Source organism: Actinomyces sp. HMSC075B09 (assembly GCF_001812395.1).
GTDB classification, from domain to species: domain Bacteria; phylum Actinomycetota; class Actinomycetes; order Actinomycetales; family Actinomycetaceae; genus Gleimia; species Gleimia europaea.
This window is the reverse complement of record NZ_KV808737.1, coordinates 1-1,438: the sequence shown is the minus strand read 5'-3', so window position 1 is coordinate 1,438 and position 1,438 is coordinate 1. Positions and strand designations below refer to the sequence as shown.

Genomic DNA, 1,438 nt, shown 5'->3' with positions numbered 1-1,438 from the left:
ATGAACTGTCCCCTGAATGTTGGACTAGTTAAATGGTAGTCCTTTAGGCTGCGAGGGCATGATTGCGATATTCGTTCGGGGTCATGCCCTCGAGTCGTTCCTGGATGCGTTTGTTGTTGTACCAGTGGATGTATGCCTTGATCTGGTTGACCAGGTGCTCAGTGGATGTGAAGGTGTTGTTGTAGAACATCTCTGATTTGAGGTGGCCGAAGAAGTTCTCGGCTACGGCGTTGTCGTAACAGTTTCCCTTGCGAGACATTGACTGGACTGCGTGGGAACGGCTGAGTTGCTTTCGCCACGAGTGGTGCTGGTATTGGAATCCTTGGTCGGTGTGGACTACCAGACCCGGGCCCGCCTTAGCCTTGTTCAAAGCCTTGCGCAAACTGGTGTTGGTCAGTTCAAGATTGGGTGATTTCCCGACCGTGTAGGAAACGACTGAGTGATCGAACAAGTCGATGATTGGTGAGAGATAGATCTTGGACGATCCGAGACGGAACTCGGTAACGTCAGAGACCCATTTTTGGTTCGGGCCAGTAGCAGTGAAGTCGCGGGCTAACACGTTTGGGGCAATGGTCGATAGTGTGCCTCGGTAAGAGCTATAGCGTTTCTTCTGACGGACCAGGCAGGCCAGCCCTTCACGCTTCATAAGCTTGGCGACGAGTTTACGAGAGACCATCAGGCCCTGGCGGTGTAGGGCGAGTCGGATCCTACGGTGACCATACCGACCGTCCGAAGCTTCAAAAATTGTTCTGATCTTGGCTCGAAGATCAGCATGTTTATCTGGCTGTCCTAGGCGGGCTTGATGGTAGTAGAACGTTGATCTGGCCAATCGCGCTACCCGCAAAAGAACATCGAGATCATGGTGGGACTTGAGTGTAACGATTACTCGAGCTCGGTCTATTGCTCGTTGTTCATCAAGTCCCTTAATGCTTTTAGGTAGGCGTTCTCCGCTTCTAAGACCCTGATGCGTTGTTCAAGTTCCTCAGTTTGAGATAACACCCTGGGACCGGTCTTAGGTCGCCTGCCCCTGGGCTTAGGGCGCAAGCCGTCTTCGCCTTGATCGCGATAGATCCGCACCCAGCTCGTCACCACGTTGACAGAAGCCAATCCCAAGTCCTGCGCGATACTCATCCGGGTCTCACCAGCCAGAAAGCGTTGAACAGCATCACGTTTAACTTCAAACGTAAAAACTCGCTTATATGACTTATTCACAAGAACAAGCCTGCCATGAATACGCCACCGATTATAGAAACTAACGCACGGCTTGAAACTCAAGCCAAGACGAGAAGCAGCCGCTGCGCCACCACACCCCTGCTCAAACAAGGCAACTAAACGCCTCTGATCAGACTCAGTCAATGAAGATAAAGAAGAAACCATGAAAATGTCCCCCGAAAAAAGAAACTGAATAATCCAGTCCAACTTCCGGGGGACACTTCAA

General features: G+C 51.3%; 1 pseudogene. It reads right to left on the bottom strand.

Annotation, left to right across the window (positions count from 1 at the left end):
* Positions 1-43: 43 nt before the first annotated feature.
* A pseudogene (locus HMPREF2854_RS05950) lies at positions 44-1,328 on the bottom strand (IS3 family transposase).
* Between the last annotated feature and the right edge of the window lie 110 nt (positions 1,329-1,438).